Here is a 14,026-nt window from a genome sequence, read left to right as displayed (position 1 = left end):
GCGCGAGGCGGGGCGTTGCGGGCATCAACGTGCGAAGAACTCAGACGTTGAAGCGGAAGTGCAGGATGTCGCCTTCCTGGACACGGTATTCCTTGCCTTCCAGGCGCAGACGTCCCGCTTCCTTGGCACCAGCTTCGCCCTTGTACTTGATGAAGTCGTCATACGCGATGGTTTCGGCGCGGATGAAGCCCTTCTCGAAGTCGGTGTGGATCACGGCGGCGGCCTGCGGGGCGGTGGCGCCCTTGCGCACGGTCCATGCGCGGACCTCCTTCACACCCGCAGTGAAGTAGGTCTGCAGACCCAGCAGCTGGTACGCGGCGTAGATGACGCGGTTCAAGCCCGGCTCGGACAGGCCGAGGTCGGCCAGGAACGTATCGCGGTCTTCGTCGTCGAGCTGGGACAGCTCTTCCTCGATCGCCGCCGAGACCGGCACCACCTGCGCGCCTTCCTCGGCGGCACGGGCACGCACGGCATCCAGGTGCGGGTTGTTCTCGAAGCCGTCTTCCAGCACGTTGGCGATGTACATCACCGGCTTGAGGGTCAGCAGGAACAGGTCGCGGACCAGTGCCTTCTCTTCCTCGTCCAGGCCGGCGGTACGCCCCGCCTTGCCGTCGGCCAGCGCGGCCTGCAGCTTGGCCAGCACCGGTTTGCGGGCCGCGGCTTCCTTGTCACCGCCCTTGGCAGCGCGCTCGGCGCGGTTCAGCGCCTTCTCGACGCTGTCCAGGTCGGCCAGGGCCAGCTCGGTATCGATGGTATCGATATCCGACAGCGGGTCGACCTTGTTGTTGACGTGGATGACGTCGGCGTTCTCGAAGCAGCGCACCACGTGGGTGATCGCATCCACTTCGCGGATGTGGGCCAGGAACTTGTTGCCCAGGCCTTCACCACTGGCCGCGCCGGCAACGAGGCCGGCGATGTCGACGAACTCGACCGCGGTCGGGATGACCTTCTGCGGGTTGATGATCGCGGCCAGCTCGTTCAGGCGCGGATCCGGCACCGGCACGATGCCGACGTTCGGTTCGATCGTGCAGAACGGGAAGTTGGCCGCCGCGATGCCCGCCTTGGTCAGCGCATTGAACAGGGTCGATTTGCCGACGTTGGGCAGACCGACGATGCCGCATTTGATACCCATCTTTGACAACCTCTGGGGTGAAAGTGATTGGAAAAAAGGCGCGGTGTGTTCGCCGTTTTACCAATCATTCTCCGTACCGACCAACGGTCGGTACCTACTTGGGGGTGTGCAGCCGCTTCATCGCTTCGCTGAAATCGCCCTTCACTGCCAGCGGCAGGACGTCGATCGCATCGTTGACGGCATGACCGATCAGCACATCATCCTCCTTGCTGGCGCGCCCCAGCACCCACGGGACCACGCGGTCCTTGTGGCCGGGATGGCCGATGCCGATGCGCAGGCGGTGGAACCCGCCATGGCCGAGCAGACGGATGGTGTCGCGCAGGCCATTCTGGCCGCCGTGGCCACCGTCGAACTTGAGCCGTGCCACACCGGGCGGCAGGTCGAGCTCGTCGTGCGCCAGCAGGGTTTCTTCCGGTTCGATCTTCCAGAAACGCTGCGCCGCGGTGACCGATTTGCCACTGAGGTTCATGAAGGTGGCGGGCTTGAGCAGCCACACCGGCTGGCCAGCGATATCGACCTTGGCGGTCTCGCCGAACAATTTACTGTCCACGCTCCAGCGCGCGCCGGCCTGTTCCACCAGGGCGTCAATGAAACGAAACCCGGCATTGTGCCGGGTCTGGGCGTGCTCGGGTCCGGGGTTGCCCAGACCGACGATCAATCGCAATCCTGTCATCACTCTTCTTCGTCGGTACCCGCGCTGTGCCGGTACATACAGAAACGGCGCCTGCCCCGAAGGACAGGCGCCGCAATCACTTACTCTGCGGCCGGCGCTTCGTCGGCAGCATCTTCCTTGCCGAGCTTGGCGGTGACGATCGCGTCGTCATGGTCCTTGCCCTGGGCCAGGGCCGGGATCTCGACGCCCTTCGGCAGCTTGATGTCCGACAGGTAGATCACATCGCCGGCCTTCAGGTCGGCCAGATCGACGTCGATCGATTCCGGCAGGTCCTTCGGCAGGCAGGTGATGGTCACTTCCTTCAGTTCGTGGGTGACCACGACGTCGGCAGCCTTGCCGGCGGCCGAGGTGTCTTCATTGATGAAGTGCAGCGGGACGCTGGCGGTCAGCGCTTCGTTCTCGTTCACGCGCAGGAAATCCAGGTGCAGGATCAGCTGCTTGAACGGGTGGCGCTGCATGTCACGCAGCAGCACCTTGGTGATCTGGCCGTCCAGGTTCAGGTCCAGGATGGACGAGTAGAACCACTCGTTCTGCTGGGCCAGCCAGATTTCGTTGTGGTTGAGCTGGATGACGCTCGGCTCGACGTCGCCGCCGTAGATGATCGCCGGGATCTGGCCAGCGCCACGCAGGCGGCGGCTCGCACCCTTGCCTTGCAGTTCGCGCTGGACGACCTTGATTTCATGATTCTTGGCCATGCTGATTTACTACCTTCGTTGTTTGCCGCGCCATGATGGCGAAGCGATGAGGGAAGATCCGCGACCAGATCTCCCCGGGAAACCACCCACCGTTGCCGGTGGGCGGAAAAATCAATCCACGTACAGCGAGCTGACCGACTCACCGAAGGCGATGCGGCGCATCGTCTCGGCCAGCATTTCCGCCACGCTGAGCTGACGGATCTTGCTGCACACCCGCGCCTCTTCACGCAGCGGGATGGTGTCGGTCACCACCAGCTCATCGAGCTGGGAGTTGTTGATGTTGTCCACCGCCGGGCCCGAGAGCACGGCGTGGGTGCAGTACGCGGCAACCTTGAGGGCGCCACGCGCCTTCAGGGCCGCAGCCGCCGCACACAGGGTGCCGGCGGTATCGACGATGTCATCGACCATCACGCAGGTCTTGCCTTCGACGTCACCGATGATGTTCATCACGGTGGAGACGTTGGCGCGCGGGCGGCGCTTGTCGATGATCGCCAGATCGGCATCGTCCAGGCGCTTGGCGACGGCGCGCGCGCGCACCACACCGCCCACGTCCGGGGACACCACGATCAGGTTTTCCGTGCCGTAGGCGCGCCAGATATCGGCGAGCAGCAGCGGCGAGGCGTATACGTTGTCCACCGGCATGTCGAAGAAGCCCTGGATCTGATCGGCATGCAGATCCACCGTCAGGACCCGGTCAGCCCCGACAGCGCTGAACATCTTTGCGGCCACCTTGGCGGTGATCGGCACGCGCGAGGAGCGCATGCGGCGATCCTGGCGCGAGTAGCCGAAATACGGCACCACGGCGGTGACACTGTTGACCGAAGCGCGCTTGAGCGCATCGATCAGGACCAGCAGTTCCATCAGGTTCTCTGCGCTGGGCGCGCAGGTCGGCTGGATCACGAACACGTCCTGCTTGCGGACGTTCTCCTCGATCTCGACCTGCACTTCACCATCGGAGAAGCGCGACACCAATGCCTTGCCAGGCCGCACCCCCAGTTCCTTGCAGATGCTCTGCGCAAGGCGCTTGTTGGCGTTGCCGGAAAATACCAGCAGGTTGGGGTGTTCTTGCATCATGACGGTCTCGGGCGGGAGCGATTGGCGGAGAACTGGGCCGCCGGCACCCGGAGGTGTCTGCGGTGACAACACCGCGGCGTATGCACCGCGCCCGCGCAGACATGCGCATGGAGTCGCGGCAGATATCCGCTAGTGGCAGGGGCGGGAGGATTCGAACCTCCGAATGCCAGGATCAAAACCTGGTGCCTTGGGCCTCTTGGCGACGCCCCTGCATCAAAATCAGTAACGCTCGAGTACATCAAGCAGTGGCGAGCGCTCCACGCCCGCAGCCACCCATGCCCGCAGTTCCTTCGGCAATTGCGCCAGGCCCTGCTCTGCAGCAGCGCGCGTGGCGAACTCGACGAAACAACCGCTTCCCGACCCGGTGAGTCGTGCCCGGCCGATACTGCTCAACGCTGCGAGCGCTGCCTCTACGGCAGGTTCGCGGCGGCGCAGGACCGGCTCGAACGCATTCCCGAGCAAAGACCCGGAAGCGAAGTCCGCTATTTTCGCCACTGGGGCATCCCGCGTCAAATCCGGTGATGCGAAAAGTGCGGGCGTGGGCACGTGAACGCCCGGGTGGACCAGCACGAACCAGGCCGGCGGGAGCGCGATCGGGGTGAGCAGTTCCCCCACGCCTTCGGCCCAGGCGTTGTGCCCCCGCACGAATACCGGCACGTCCGCGCCCAGCTGCAGGCCCAGCGCGGCCAGCGCGTCGACGTCCAGGCCGGCGTTCCAGAGGCGGTTGAGCGCGAGCAGGACGGTGGCGGCATCGGACGACCCGCCACCGAACCCACCGCCCGCAGGGACGACCTTTTCGACGCTGATGTCAGCACCTTGAGCGATATTCGCTGCGCGCTTCAACAACCGGGCGGCACGCACCGCCAGGTCATCGTCCTCGGCGACGCCGGCCACGGAGGTGCCTTCACGACGGATCCGGCCGTCCTCACGCAGGCGCAGGCCGATCCGGTCACCCCAGTCGAGCAGGCGGAACACGGTCTGGAGCTGGTGGTAGCCATCCGGGCGCCGCCCGGTGATGTGCAGGAACAGGTTCAGCTTGGCCGGGGCCGGCCAGGTCGACCAGCCGTCGGCCGTCTCCAGCATGCTCATGGGCCGGCCAACACCCAGCTGTCGACCACCAGGCGGACCTTGGCATCGCCGTTGACCGCTTCGATCCTGCGCGGCAGCACCGGGCGGCCGGCTTCGGCGGGGTACCAGTCCAGATACTGGATCTCCCAGCCCAGCTGCTGCACACGGCGCGGACGACCTTCGCCGTCGCGCTCGATCCGCTCGGCCGGGGCAGCGTCGGCCACCAGGCCGCGCACCCAGTCGGGCAGCTGGTTGACCGGGATATCCCAGCCGGTGGCCTCCAGCAGGACCTGCTGGGCATCGGCACCTTCGCGCGTGCCGCCTTCCAGGCCTTCCAGCCGCCCGCCCTGGTGATGGCTGTCGCCGGTCAGCTTCCAGCTCTGCCGGGTGACCGGGGCACTGAGCTCGACCACGTAGCCCTGGGCCTGCTGCTGCCAGTCGATGCGGCCGTTGCCGCCGTTCTTGCCCTTGCTGATCGCGACCCGGCCCTGGAACGACCAGGCCGGCGACGCACGCACGGCGGCGACGCGCTCGGCCTCGGCCTGCTGCGCTGCGGGCGAGACGGTGGCGACCACGGTCGGGGCGGAGGGCGCCTTGCGCTCATCCAGCGAGACACAGGCCGAGAGTGACAACGCGACGGCCACGGCCAACGCGGCCTTCAGGGACAGCAGATTCATACGCCGTATTTCTCGATCACGCGCTGCAGGGCGCGGTTGTCCGGGTCGAGCTTGCGGGCCTCTTCAAAGAAGTGGCGCGCCTCGTCCTTCTTGTTCAATACCCACAGCACCTCGCCCACATGCGCGGCGATCTCCGGGTCCTTGGCCAGGGTCCAGGCGCGGCGCAGCTGCACCAGCGCTTCTTCCGTGCGGCCCAGGCGATACAGCACCCAGCCGTAGCTGTCGACGATGGCGGCGTTGTCCGGCTCGGCCACGCGCGCGCGGTCGATCAGTTCCAGAGCCTCCTGGTAACGCTGGGTGCGGTCGGCCAGGGTGTAGCCCAGCGCGTTGAGCGCGGCGATGTTCTCCGGATCGGTGACCAGCACCTTGCGCAGATCGGCCTCGGCACGCGGAATGTCGTCGCGGCGCTCCCAGGCCAGGGCGCGGGCATACAGCAGCGCGTTCTCGTCGGGATACGCGGCCAGGCCACGGGCCAGCGCATCGAGCTCGCCGGCATCGTCGTTGCCGCGCTGGCGCAGCTCGGCTTCCAGCAGATAGGCATCGCGGCGGGCATCGTCGTCGACGGTGGCATCGGACTGGATCGCGTGCACTTCGGCCAGGGCCTTGTCGGTGCGGCCCAGTTCGTTCTGCGCATTGGCCGCACGCAGGCGCGATTCATCGCGCTCCGGGCCGCCCGGCACGCTGTGGTACCAGTCGACCGCCTCGTCATAGCGCTTGAGGTACTCGGCGATCTTGCCCAGCAACAGGCGCTGGGCCGGATCCGGCTTGGTCGCCTGGCCGGAGAGCTCGGTATACAGGGCCAGCAGGCCCGGGTCGTCCTTCTGCTTGGCCAGCAGCGAGGCGCGCATGCCGTAGGTCTGCACATCCTGCGGGCCGACCGCCAGCACCCGCTCGGCCGCGGCGGGCTGCCCCATCAGGTCGTAGGAAATGGCCACCGCGTTGCGCAGCTCCGGATCCTGCGTGGTCCTGGGCTCCACGCCCTTCAACAGGGCCAGCGCCTCATCGGTCTTGCCAGCCTGGTTGAGCTGGCTGGCATGCAACAGGGCCACACGCGGCTCATCGGGGAAGCGCTTGACCACTTCATCGACCATGCGCCGGGCCAGCTCGGGCTGTTCCATGCGCATCGCCAGGCGGCCGAACTCCTGCCAGACCTCCAGGCGGTCGGGGATCGCATTGGCATCGACCAGCTCGTTCAGGACCTGCGCGGGCACCTTGGGATCGCTGCCGCCGCCGATCAGGGCACCGATCGCGAACTTCCAGGCGGTGGGATCGGGATCCTTGAGCAGGGCCTGCAGCTCGGTGCGGGCCGCCTTCACCTTGTTCTGGCGCATGTCCAGCGCGGCGGTGCTGCTGCGCATGGCCAGCGAGCGCGGCGCACGCTGCTCCCACAACGCCAGCGCACGGGCAGCACGCTTGTCATCGTTGGCCAGCATGGCGATCCGGGCGGCGCGCTCGGCCAGGCCGGCGTCGCCTTCACTGGCTTCGGCCGCCTCCAGGTACCAGCGTGCGGCATCGCCCAGTTTGCCGGCCTGCAGGGCGAATTCGCCCGCCATGACCGGGGCCAGGGGGATCGCCTCGGCCGTGCTGTCCTTGGCCTTCGCCGGGGCCGCCGGAGGGGCTGCCAGGGCGTTGGCGGTGAACAAAGACAGCAGCAGAACGCTGGAGATGCGAATCAATGCGGGCATCGGGGGCATCTGAGCCTTAAAATGACGACTTGAATGGCCAGCAGCTTATCGCAAGCAACTGAACAATGACCCTGTGGGTGCTCGGACTGAATCACCAGACCGCGCCGGTGGAACTGCGCGAACGCGCGTCCTTTGGCGGCGACGCCCTGCCCCAGGCATTGGCGTCGCTGCGCGATACCCCGCAGGTGGCCGAGGCGGTCCTGCTCTCCACCTGCAACCGCACCGAGCTGTACGCCGTCGCCGAATCCGGTGATGCGCTGGCGCAGTGGCTGGAGTCGCATGCCGGCACGCTGCACGGGTACCTCTATCAGCACGCCGACGCCGACGCGGTCCGCCACCTGTTCCGGGTCGCCACCGGGCTGGACTCGATGGTGCTGGGCGAACCGCAGATCCTGGGCCAGGTGAAGGATGCCTGGGCTCTGGCCCGCGACCACGGCCTGCTCGGCCAGCGCCTGGACCGGCTGTTCCAGCAGACCTTCTCGGTGGCCAAGCGCGCGCGGACCGATACCCGCGTGGGCGCCAACCCGGTGTCGGTGGCCTCCACCGCGGTGCGGCTGGCGCAGAACTCGTTCGCACGGCTGGAAGATTCCACCGTGCTGCTGGTCGGCGCCGGCGAGACCATCGAACTGGCCGCACGCCATCTCAGCGAAGGGCGCGTGCGCCGGCTGCTGATCGCCAACCGCACCCTCGCCCATGCGCAGGAGCTGGCCAGCCGGCATGGCGGCGTGGCCCTGCCGCTGAGCGAACTGGACCGTCATCTCGGCGAAGCCGACGTGGTGTTCTCGGCCACCGCCGCGCGCGAGCCAGTGATCACCCGGGCGCACGTCGCTGCCGCGCTGAAGACGCGCAAGCACAAGCCGATGCTGCTGTTCGATCTGGCCGTGCCGCGCGATATCGAGGCTGGCGTGGGCGAACTGTCCGATGCCTTCCTGTACACCGTGGACGATCTGGAGCGGGCGGTCGAAGACAACCGCCGCAGCCGCCGTGAAGCCGCGGCCGAGGCGGAAGCGATCATCGAACTGCAGGTCGCCCGGTTCGTGGAAACCCTGCAGGCCAGCGTGCACCAGGCCCCGCTGCGACAGCTGCGCGCCTATGGCGAAGCGACCCGCGTGGAGATGCTGGAGAAGGCCCGCCAGCAGCTGGCCCACGGTAAATCCCCCGAGGAAGTGCTCGAACTGCTCGCGCACGGCCTGACCAACCGCCTGCTGCACCCGCCGACCGCCGCCCTGCGCGCGGCCGCGCTCAGCGGCGATACTGAACTTACCCGCGCCGCCGAGCGCCTGTTCCCGGCCAAGCCGGGTTACCAGCACCCTGCCGTGCGTACCGAAGTAGCGAGGAACGATGACGCCGACCCTGCGCCGTAAGCTGGAAGCGCTGGCCGAGCGCCGCGAAGAACTTGAACGCCTGTTGTCCGACCCGACCGTGGTGGGCGACAACGACCGGTTCCGCGCGCTCTCGCGTGAGTTCTCGCAGCTGGAGCCGGTCGCCACGGCGCTGGCCGACGAAGCCCGTGCCAAGGCCGATCTGGCGGCCGCCGAGGCCATGCGCGAAGACCCCGACCTGCGCGAACTGGCCGACGAGGAAATCACGGCCGCGCAGCAGCGCCTGCAGCAGCTGGACGAAGAACTCGCCCTGCTGCTGGTGCCGCGCGATCCGCGCGACGACGGCAACCTGTTCCTGGAAGTACGCGCCGGCACCGGCGGTGACGAGGCGGCGATCTTCGCCGGCGATCTGTTCCGCATGTACGCCCGCTATGCAGAGCGTCAGGGCTGGAAGGTCGAGATCGAATCGGACAACCCCGGCGAACATGGCGGCTACAAGGAAGTCGTGGCGCGCGTGGTCGGCCGTGGCGCGTTCTCGCGGCTGAAGTTCGAATCGGGCACGCACCGCGTGCAGCGCGTGCCGGCGACCGAGTCGCAGGGGCGCATCCACACCTCTGCGGCGACCGTGGCGATCATCCCCGAGGCGGACGACGTCGAAGACGTGGTGATCAACCCGGCCGACCTGCGCGTGGACACCTACCGCTCCTCCGGCGCCGGTGGCCAGCACGTCAACAAGACCGAATCGGCGATCCGCATCACCCACCTGCCGACCGGCGTGGTGGTGGAATGCCAGACCGAGCGCAGCCAGCACGCCAACCGCGACAAGGCGATGAAGCGCCTGAAAGCGCAGCTGCTCGATACCGAGCGCAGCAAGCAGGCCGCCGCGCAGGCCGAAAGCCGCCGGCTGCAGGTCGGCAGTGGCGACCGCAGCCAGCGCATCCGCACCTACAGTTTCCCGCAGGGCCGGATCACCGACCACCGCGTGGAAGGGCTGACCCTGTACGACCTGCCCAACATCCTGACCGGCGACCTGGATGCACTGGTCAGCCGCCTGACCCACGAACACCAGGCCGACGAGCTGGCCCGGCTCGCGGAAGGCAACTGAGCATGCCCGCCCCGGCGCGGCCGCGATGAGTGCCGATCCGCAGCGCCTGCAGCTGCGCCAGGCCGTGCAGCGGCAACCGGCCGATTTCATTGCCTGGGTGATGCTGGCCGATGCCGAGCTGGAGGCCGGTGATGTGCCTGCCGGCGAACAGGCTGCAACGCGCGCGCTGCAGCTGCGCGGCGACCATCCCGAGGCACTGGCGCGGCTCGGCCGCGCGCGCTGGATGCAGGGTCGCCATGGCGAAGCGGCCACGCTGCTGCGCCAGGCCGCCGATCGCGCGCCTCAGCATCCCGGCATCACCCTGTGGCTTGGTCACGCCCTGGAAGACGCCGGTCAGCCCGAAGCGGCGGCCGATGCCTATCGCCACGCGCATCGCCTGCTGCCGAGCGAGCCCTATATCACCGCGCAGCTGCTCAACTGGCAACGCCGCCTGTGCGACTGGCGCGATCTGGAGCGGCTGTCGGCGCGGGTCCGCCAGGCCGTCGCCCAGGGCCAGGCCGTGGTCGAGCCGTTCGCCTTCCTCAGCGAAGACAGCAGCGCCGCCGAGCAGCTGGCCTGCGCCCGTCAGCGCGCGGCGGCGCTGGCCGAAGGCATTCCCCGGTTGCCGCCTTCCGCGGTGCGTCCGCACGGCAGGTTGCGGGTCGGCTTCCTTTCCAATGGCTTCGGTGCGCATCCGACCGGCCTGCTGACCGTAGCGCTGTTCGAACAGCTGCGCGCACAGGCCACGTTGGAGCTGCATCTGTTCGCGCTCACCGGCGACGACGGCAGCCCCATCCGCCAACGCCTGCAGCAGGCGGCCAACACGCTGCACGATGTCAGCGCGCAACCGCATCAGCACATCGCCCGGCGCATCCGCGAGACCGGCATCGACGTGTTGTTCGATCTGCGCGGCTGGGGCGGCGGCGGCACCCCGCAGGTGCTGGCGATGCGGCCGGCGCCGGTACAGGTCAACTGGCTGGCCTACCCGGGGACCTCCGGCGCGCCGTGGATCGACCATGTGCTGGCCGATGCCTTCGTGCTGCCCCGCGCGCTGGAACCGGCGTTCAGTGAGAACGTGCGGCGCCTGCCGCGTGCGTTCCAGCCTTCGGACAACACCCGCGTTCTGGAACCGGTGCCCTCGCGTGAGGACTGCGGCCTGCCCGCGCAGGGCGTGGTGCTGTGCTGTTTCAACAACAGCTACAAGCTCAACCCGCGCAGCGTGCAGCGCTTGTTTGCGGTGCTGCAGGGCGTGCCCGGCAGCGTGCTGTGGCTGCTCTCCGGCCCGGGCAATGCCGACGCGCGCCTGCGCAGCGCGGCACGCCAGGCGCAGCTGGATCCGGCGCGGCTGGTATTCATGCCGCGCCTGCCCCACCCGCAATACCTGGCGCGCTACCAGCACGCCGACCTGTTCCTGGACACGCATCCCTACAACGCCCACACCACCGCCTCCGATGCGCTGTGGGCCGGCTGCCCGGTGCTGACCTGCCCCGGCACGACGTTCGCCTCGCGCGTGGCCGGCAGCCTGAATCATCACCTGGGCATGCACGATTTCAACGTGGCCGATGACGCCGCGTTCGTAGCCACCGCAGTGCGCCTGGGCAACGACCCGGCCGCGCTGCAGGCCGCGCGCGCCACGCTGGCCCAGCGTCGTGAGGACAGCGGGCTGTTCGACATGGCCGGCTTCGCGCGCGATGTCAGTGCAGTGGTCGAAGGGCTCGCACGTGAGCGCGGTTGGCAGGGCCCACACATCGCCTGAGCATCGGCTGCGCTAGGCTCGGGCTCTCTGTGGATGACCGAGGCACGCCGATGGGCAAGCTCAAGCGCAAGGACTACCAGGCCCTGCTGGAACCGATGCAACTGGAACTGGCGGCGATGGCGCGCTGGGTGCAGCACACCGGTCAACGCGTGCTGGTGTTGTTCGAAGGCCGCGACACCGCCGGCAAGGGCGGCGCGATCCAGGCCATCGCCGAGCATCTCAACCCGCGCCAGTGCAAGGTGGTCGCGCTGCCCAAACCGACCGACCGCGAGAGCACCCAATGGTATTTCCAGCGCTACGTCTCGCACCTGCCGGCAGCCGGTGAGATCGTGCTGATGGACCGCAGCTGGTACAACCGTGCCGGGGTCGAGCATGTGATGGGCTACTGCACCGAAGCGCAGTACCGCAGCTTCCTGGCGCAGGCGCCGGTGTTCGAGAGGCTGCTGATCGACGACGGCATCGTGCTGTTCAAGTACTGGCTCAGCGTGGACCAGGCGCAGCAGGAAAAGCGTTTCGCCGAACGCCACCTCGATCCGCTCAAGGGCTGGAAGCTCTCGCCGGTGGACCTGAAATCGCGCAGCAAGTACAGCGCTTACACCGAGAGCCGCGAAGCGATGCTGCGCGCGACGCACAACGACGATGCACCGTGGACGCTGGTGGACTTCAATGACCAGAAGCGCGGGCGCCTCGGCCTGATCCGCAACCTGCTCGATCGCCTGCCCGATACCCGCGTGGACGAACCGGTGCTGGCGCTGCCGCCGTTGAAGGGCAAGCTGCACAAGGAGCACTTCGGGGTGCTCAAGCCGATCGAACCTTTCGCTGTTCCCTAGGTCCAGGCCATGCGTGGGTGCTGTGCTGCATGGCCTGCCCACGCAGCGCCTGGATCGACGTGAGGCTCAGCCTTCCTTGATCCGCGCCTCGATGTCATGCGCGGTGACCGGGCCGAGGAATTCCTTAGCGACCTTGCCATCCGGCGCGATCAGGTAGGTCATCGGCAGGCCGCGCGGAATCGCGAAGTCTTCCGGCGGGTTGTAGGTGTCCACGATCACGATCGGGTAGGTGACCGGACGCTTTTCCAGGAAGGCCTTCATCTCGGCCGGCTCGATGTCCTCGAAGGCCAGCCCGACCACTTCGATCTCATTGCGCATCGCGTGCAGCGCCGAGAGCTCGGGCATTTCCTTGCGGCACGGCGCGCACCAGGTCGCCCAGAAGTTCACCACCACCCACTTGCCGCGGTGCGCGGCCAGATCGTAGTCGGTGCCATCCAGCGCCTTGGCCTTGAGCGTGGGCTGTTCGACGGTCTTGCGCTCGGTGGCCGGCAGCGCTTCGGTCGGCGGCACGGCCGGTTCATCGATCGGGGCCGGGGCGGCGGGCGCGGTGGCCTCGCTTTGTGCGACGGGCTTGTTGCAGGCGGCCAGCGTCAGCAGGCCCAGGGCCAGCAGCAGGGGCTTGGCGGTCATGGTTTGTCTCCGGGGGTCGAATAGATATCGCTGACGCGGCGTTTGAGCAGCTCGCGCAGCGGCAGGCGCAGCGTGTCCAGCGCGGCCACCGAGGCCGTGCCCAGGCTGTCGTCGCGATACGGCAGATAGGCTTCCTTGATCGGGATCCGCATCTGCGTGGTCTCGTACAGGTCGGCCAGGGTGAGTTTGTCCAGGTCGCGTGCCAGCAGCCACTCGCCCTGCTCGTCACGGCGGACCACGCGGATCGCTTCCAGGTCGCAGAGCAGGGTCTGCAGTAGCGAGTCGGTCAGCATCGGCTCCAGGCGCAGGATCTCGTCGTCGTCCAGGCTGCGGCCATCGGCACGCGCCTGGTGGAAGCGGCCGATCAGGCGCAGCAGGCCGTAGATCTCATACCCGACCGGCAGGCGCAGGTCGGCCGGCTGGTAGCGGAATGCAGCGATCGAGGACGCGAGCGAGGCACCCAGCAGCACCGACACCCAGCACAGGTAGATCCACAGCAGCAGGATCGGCACGAAGGCCACCGTGCCGTAAAGCTTCTGGTAAGACTGGAAGCTGCCCAGGTAAGCGCCCATGCCCCACTTCACCAGCTCCAGCATGATCGCGGCCAGGATCGCCCCGGGGATGGCATGCCGCCATTTGACCGTGTGGTGCGGCACCACGCGGTAGACCAGCATGATGCACACGAACTCGATCAGGATCGGAGCGACGGTCAGCGACACGTTGGCCAGCCAGCGGCCTTCGCTGGTGCCGAACAGCGGCAGCGCGAACACGCGTGCCGAGACCGCCAGCGAGGCCGCCGCGAGCATCGCGCCGAGGGTGAGCACGGTCCAATAGACCAGGAAACGGGTCAGCTTCGGGCGAGTCGAACTCACCCGCCAGATCTGGTTGAAGGTTTCCTCCACGCTGTTGAGGGTGATCAGCAACGACACCACCAGGGCGATGAAGCCGGCGGCGGTCAGCTGCCCGGCGCTGGCCGAGAACTGACGCAGGTAGCCTTCGGCCGCGCGCGCGGCGTTGGGCACGAAGTTGGAGAACACGTAGTCGCTGAGGGTATCGCTCCAGCGGTCGAACACCGGGAACGCGGAGAGCACCCCGAACACGACGATCGCCAGCGGCACCAGCGCGAACACCGTGGTGTAGGCCAGCGAGGCGGCCGCCTGGAACAGGCGGTCATCGAGGAAACGGCGCCACAGGAAGCGGCCGAAGCTGATCGTGCGCGCACGGTCCCGGACGCGTTCGATCCACAGGTTGATCGTATCGAGAGGTTCCATCGGCGCAAGGGTACCCGATGACGGGTATGGGGCATGCACGCCTGCTCACGGCGGCCGGCCCGGCACGGACCTCGCCCTGAGCGGGCTGCGTTGCCATACTGCCTGCATCGGACGCAACGAGATGAAAGC

General features: G+C 67.7%; 13 protein-coding genes and 1 tRNA gene. 4 read left to right on the top strand and 10 right to left on the bottom strand.

Annotated features, from left to right (window positions below):
- Window positions 1–40 precede the first annotated feature (40 nt).
- The 8 genes from ychF to ACTT2I_RS01890 form a co-directional block, all read right to left on the bottom strand.
- Window positions 41–1,132 (bottom strand): redox-regulated ATPase YchF, encoded by a 1,092-nt coding sequence (gene ychF / locus ACTT2I_RS01925; protein WP_088434937.1) that lies wholly within the window; start codon window positions 1,130–1,132, stop codon window positions 41–43.
- A 94-nt stretch (window positions 1,133–1,226) separates the two neighbouring features.
- Complete coding sequence (pth, locus tag ACTT2I_RS01920) at window positions 1,227–1,805, bottom strand: aminoacyl-tRNA hydrolase (protein WP_443096769.1); 579 nt, start codon at window positions 1,803–1,805, stop codon at window positions 1,227–1,229.
- A gap of 80 nt (window positions 1,806–1,885) precedes the next feature.
- Window positions 1,886–2,500: a 50S ribosomal protein L25/general stress protein Ctc gene (locus tag ACTT2I_RS01915; protein ID WP_088434935.1), complete on the bottom strand. Its 615-nt coding sequence runs from the start codon at window positions 2,498–2,500 to the stop codon at window positions 1,886–1,888.
- Window positions 2,501–2,611: 111 nt separating this feature from the next.
- The gene (locus tag ACTT2I_RS01910; protein ID WP_026070235.1) at window positions 2,612–3,571 is read right to left on the bottom strand and encodes a ribose-phosphate diphosphokinase; all 960 of its coding nucleotides are present in this window, start codon (window positions 3,569–3,571) and stop codon (window positions 2,612–2,614) included.
- Between the two features lie 136 nt (window positions 3,572–3,707).
- Window positions 3,708–3,784, bottom strand: a tRNA-Gln gene (locus tag ACTT2I_RS01905).
- Between the two features lie 9 nt (window positions 3,785–3,793).
- Window positions 3,794–4,657 (bottom strand): 4-(cytidine 5'-diphospho)-2-C-methyl-D-erythritol kinase, encoded by an 864-nt coding sequence (gene ispE / locus ACTT2I_RS01900; RefSeq protein ID WP_421100674.1) that lies wholly within the window; start codon window positions 4,655–4,657, stop codon window positions 3,794–3,796.
- Window positions 4,658–4,659: 2 nt separating this feature from the next.
- Window positions 4,660–5,319 (bottom strand): lipoprotein insertase outer membrane protein LolB, encoded by a 660-nt coding sequence (gene lolB, locus ACTT2I_RS01895; RefSeq protein WP_293984507.1) that lies wholly within the window; start codon window positions 5,317–5,319, stop codon window positions 4,660–4,662.
- The gene (locus ACTT2I_RS01890; protein ID WP_293984509.1) at window positions 5,316–7,004 is read right to left on the bottom strand and encodes a tetratricopeptide repeat protein; all 1,689 of its coding nucleotides are present in this window, start codon (window positions 7,002–7,004) and stop codon (window positions 5,316–5,318) included. The genes lolB and ACTT2I_RS01890 overlap by 4 nt, the downstream gene beginning before the upstream one ends.
- 65 nt (window positions 7,005–7,069) lie before the next feature.
- Between ACTT2I_RS01890 and hemA the strand changes: the two genes are divergently transcribed.
- The 4 genes from hemA to ppk2 are packed head-to-tail and all read left to right on the top strand — an operon-like array spanning window position 7,070 to window position 11,996.
- On the top strand, window positions 7,070–8,368 hold the full coding sequence (gene hemA / locus ACTT2I_RS01885) for a glutamyl-tRNA reductase (RefSeq protein ID WP_088434931.1): 1,299 nt from the start codon (window positions 7,070–7,072) through the stop codon (window positions 8,366–8,368).
- The gene (gene prfA, locus ACTT2I_RS01880) at window positions 8,346–9,431 is read left to right on the top strand and encodes a peptide chain release factor 1 (protein ID WP_088434930.1); all 1,086 of its coding nucleotides are present in this window, start codon (window positions 8,346–8,348) and stop codon (window positions 9,429–9,431) included. The genes hemA and prfA overlap by 23 nt, the downstream gene beginning before the upstream one ends.
- A 25-nt stretch (window positions 9,432–9,456) precedes the next feature.
- Complete coding sequence (locus tag ACTT2I_RS01875) at window positions 9,457–11,166, top strand: O-linked N-acetylglucosamine transferase, SPINDLY family protein (RefSeq protein ID WP_421100660.1); 1,710 nt, start codon at window positions 9,457–9,459, stop codon at window positions 11,164–11,166.
- Window positions 11,167–11,216: 50 nt separating this feature from the next.
- Entirely contained in the window at window positions 11,217–11,996 is a 780-nt protein-coding gene (gene ppk2, locus ACTT2I_RS01870; protein WP_421100661.1) for a polyphosphate kinase 2, read from the top strand.
- A 66-nt stretch (window positions 11,997–12,062) separates the two neighbouring features.
- Here the strand turns inward: ppk2 and ACTT2I_RS01865 are convergent, their stop codons facing one another.
- A complete protein-coding gene (locus ACTT2I_RS01865; RefSeq protein WP_421100662.1) occupies window positions 12,063–12,626 on the bottom strand; it encodes a TlpA family protein disulfide reductase in 564 nt (187 codons plus the stop codon).
- Window positions 12,623–13,897 (bottom strand): YihY family inner membrane protein, encoded by a 1,275-nt coding sequence (locus ACTT2I_RS01860; protein WP_088434926.1) that lies wholly within the window; start codon window positions 13,895–13,897, stop codon window positions 12,623–12,625. The genes ACTT2I_RS01865 and ACTT2I_RS01860 overlap by 4 nt, the downstream gene beginning before the upstream one ends.
- Window positions 13,898–14,026: the final 129 nt, after the last annotated feature.

The sequence above is a fragment of the Stenotrophomonas sp. PUT21 genome (assembly GCF_052232875.1).
In the GTDB taxonomy this organism is placed as follows: domain Bacteria; phylum Pseudomonadota; class Gammaproteobacteria; order Xanthomonadales; family Xanthomonadaceae; genus Stenotrophomonas; species Stenotrophomonas maltophilia_N.
This window is presented reverse-complemented; position numbering and strand designations above follow the sequence as displayed.

What these genes read in the sequence shown, in the direction of transcription:
- ACTT2I_RS01860 (WP_088434926.1), bottom strand. Translation starts at nt 13,897, where the DNA reads ATGGAACCTCTCGATACGATCAACCTGTGGATCGAACGCGTCCGGGAC.
- ychF (WP_088434937.1), bottom strand. Translation starts at nt 1,132, where the DNA reads ATGGGTATCAAATGCGGCATCGTCGGTCTGCCCAACGTCGGCAAATCG.
- ACTT2I_RS01890 (WP_293984509.1), bottom strand. Translation starts at nt 7,004, where the DNA reads ATGCCCGCATTGATTCGCATCTCCAGCGTTCTGCTGCTGTCTTTGTTC.
- pth (WP_443096769.1), bottom strand. Translation starts at nt 1,805, where the DNA reads ATGACAGGATTGCGATTGATCGTCGGTCTGGGCAACCCCGGACCCGAG.
- ACTT2I_RS01910 (WP_026070235.1), bottom strand. Translation starts at nt 3,571, where the DNA reads ATGCAAGAACACCCCAACCTGCTGGTATTTTCCGGCAACGCCAACAAG.
- ACTT2I_RS01915 (WP_088434935.1), bottom strand. Translation starts at nt 2,500, where the DNA reads ATGGCCAAGAATCATGAAATCAAGGTCGTCCAGCGCGAACTGCAAGGC.
- ispE (WP_421100674.1), bottom strand. Translation starts at nt 4,657, where the DNA reads ATGCTGGAGACGGCCGACGGCTGGTCGACCTGGCCGGCCCCGGCCAAG.
- ACTT2I_RS01865 (WP_421100662.1), bottom strand. Translation starts at nt 12,626, where the DNA reads ATGACCGCCAAGCCCCTGCTGCTGGCCCTGGGCCTGCTGACGCTGGCC.
- lolB (WP_293984507.1), bottom strand. Translation starts at nt 5,319, where the DNA reads ATGAATCTGCTGTCCCTGAAGGCCGCGTTGGCCGTGGCCGTCGCGTTG.
- ACTT2I_RS01875 (WP_421100660.1), top strand. Translation starts at nt 9,457, where the DNA reads ATGAGTGCCGATCCGCAGCGCCTGCAGCTGCGCCAGGCCGTGCAGCGG.
- ppk2 (WP_421100661.1), top strand. Translation starts at nt 11,217, where the DNA reads ATGGGCAAGCTCAAGCGCAAGGACTACCAGGCCCTGCTGGAACCGATG.
- hemA (WP_088434931.1), top strand. Translation starts at nt 7,070, where the DNA reads ATGACCCTGTGGGTGCTCGGACTGAATCACCAGACCGCGCCGGTGGAA.
- prfA (WP_088434930.1), top strand. Translation starts at nt 8,346, where the DNA reads ATGACGCCGACCCTGCGCCGTAAGCTGGAAGCGCTGGCCGAGCGCCGC.